Genomic DNA, 233 nt, shown 5'->3' on the forward strand with positions numbered 1-233 from the left:
TCTGCACTTCCTGCGGGCGTGCGCCGGCCTGCGCCTTGTCGGCCTGGGCCTGGGCGGCCTCGCGCGCAGCCTCGGCCTGGGCCAGCTTGGCGCGCACCTCGGGGCTGTCCATCTCCACCAGCAGATCGCCGGGCTGGATCTTCTGGCCTTCGGTGACCCGCACCTTGGCGATGCGCGCCGTGACCTTGGGCGCGATGTCGGTCTCGCGTGCCTCCATCTGGCCCTGGAAATAC

Annotated in this window: 1 protein-coding gene; it reads right to left on the reverse strand. The window is 71.2% G+C overall.

Annotated features, from left to right (window positions below; all coding sequences use genetic code 11):
• Positions 1–233: biotin/lipoyl-binding protein (locus tag MXD60_RS26520; RefSeq protein WP_248822424.1), on the reverse strand; the 233-nt coding region annotated here is incomplete at both ends.

The sequence above is a fragment of the Frankia sp. AgB32 genome, assembly GCF_023243045.1.
In the GTDB taxonomy this organism is placed as follows: domain Bacteria; phylum Actinomycetota; class Actinomycetes; order Frankiales; family Frankiaceae; genus Frankia.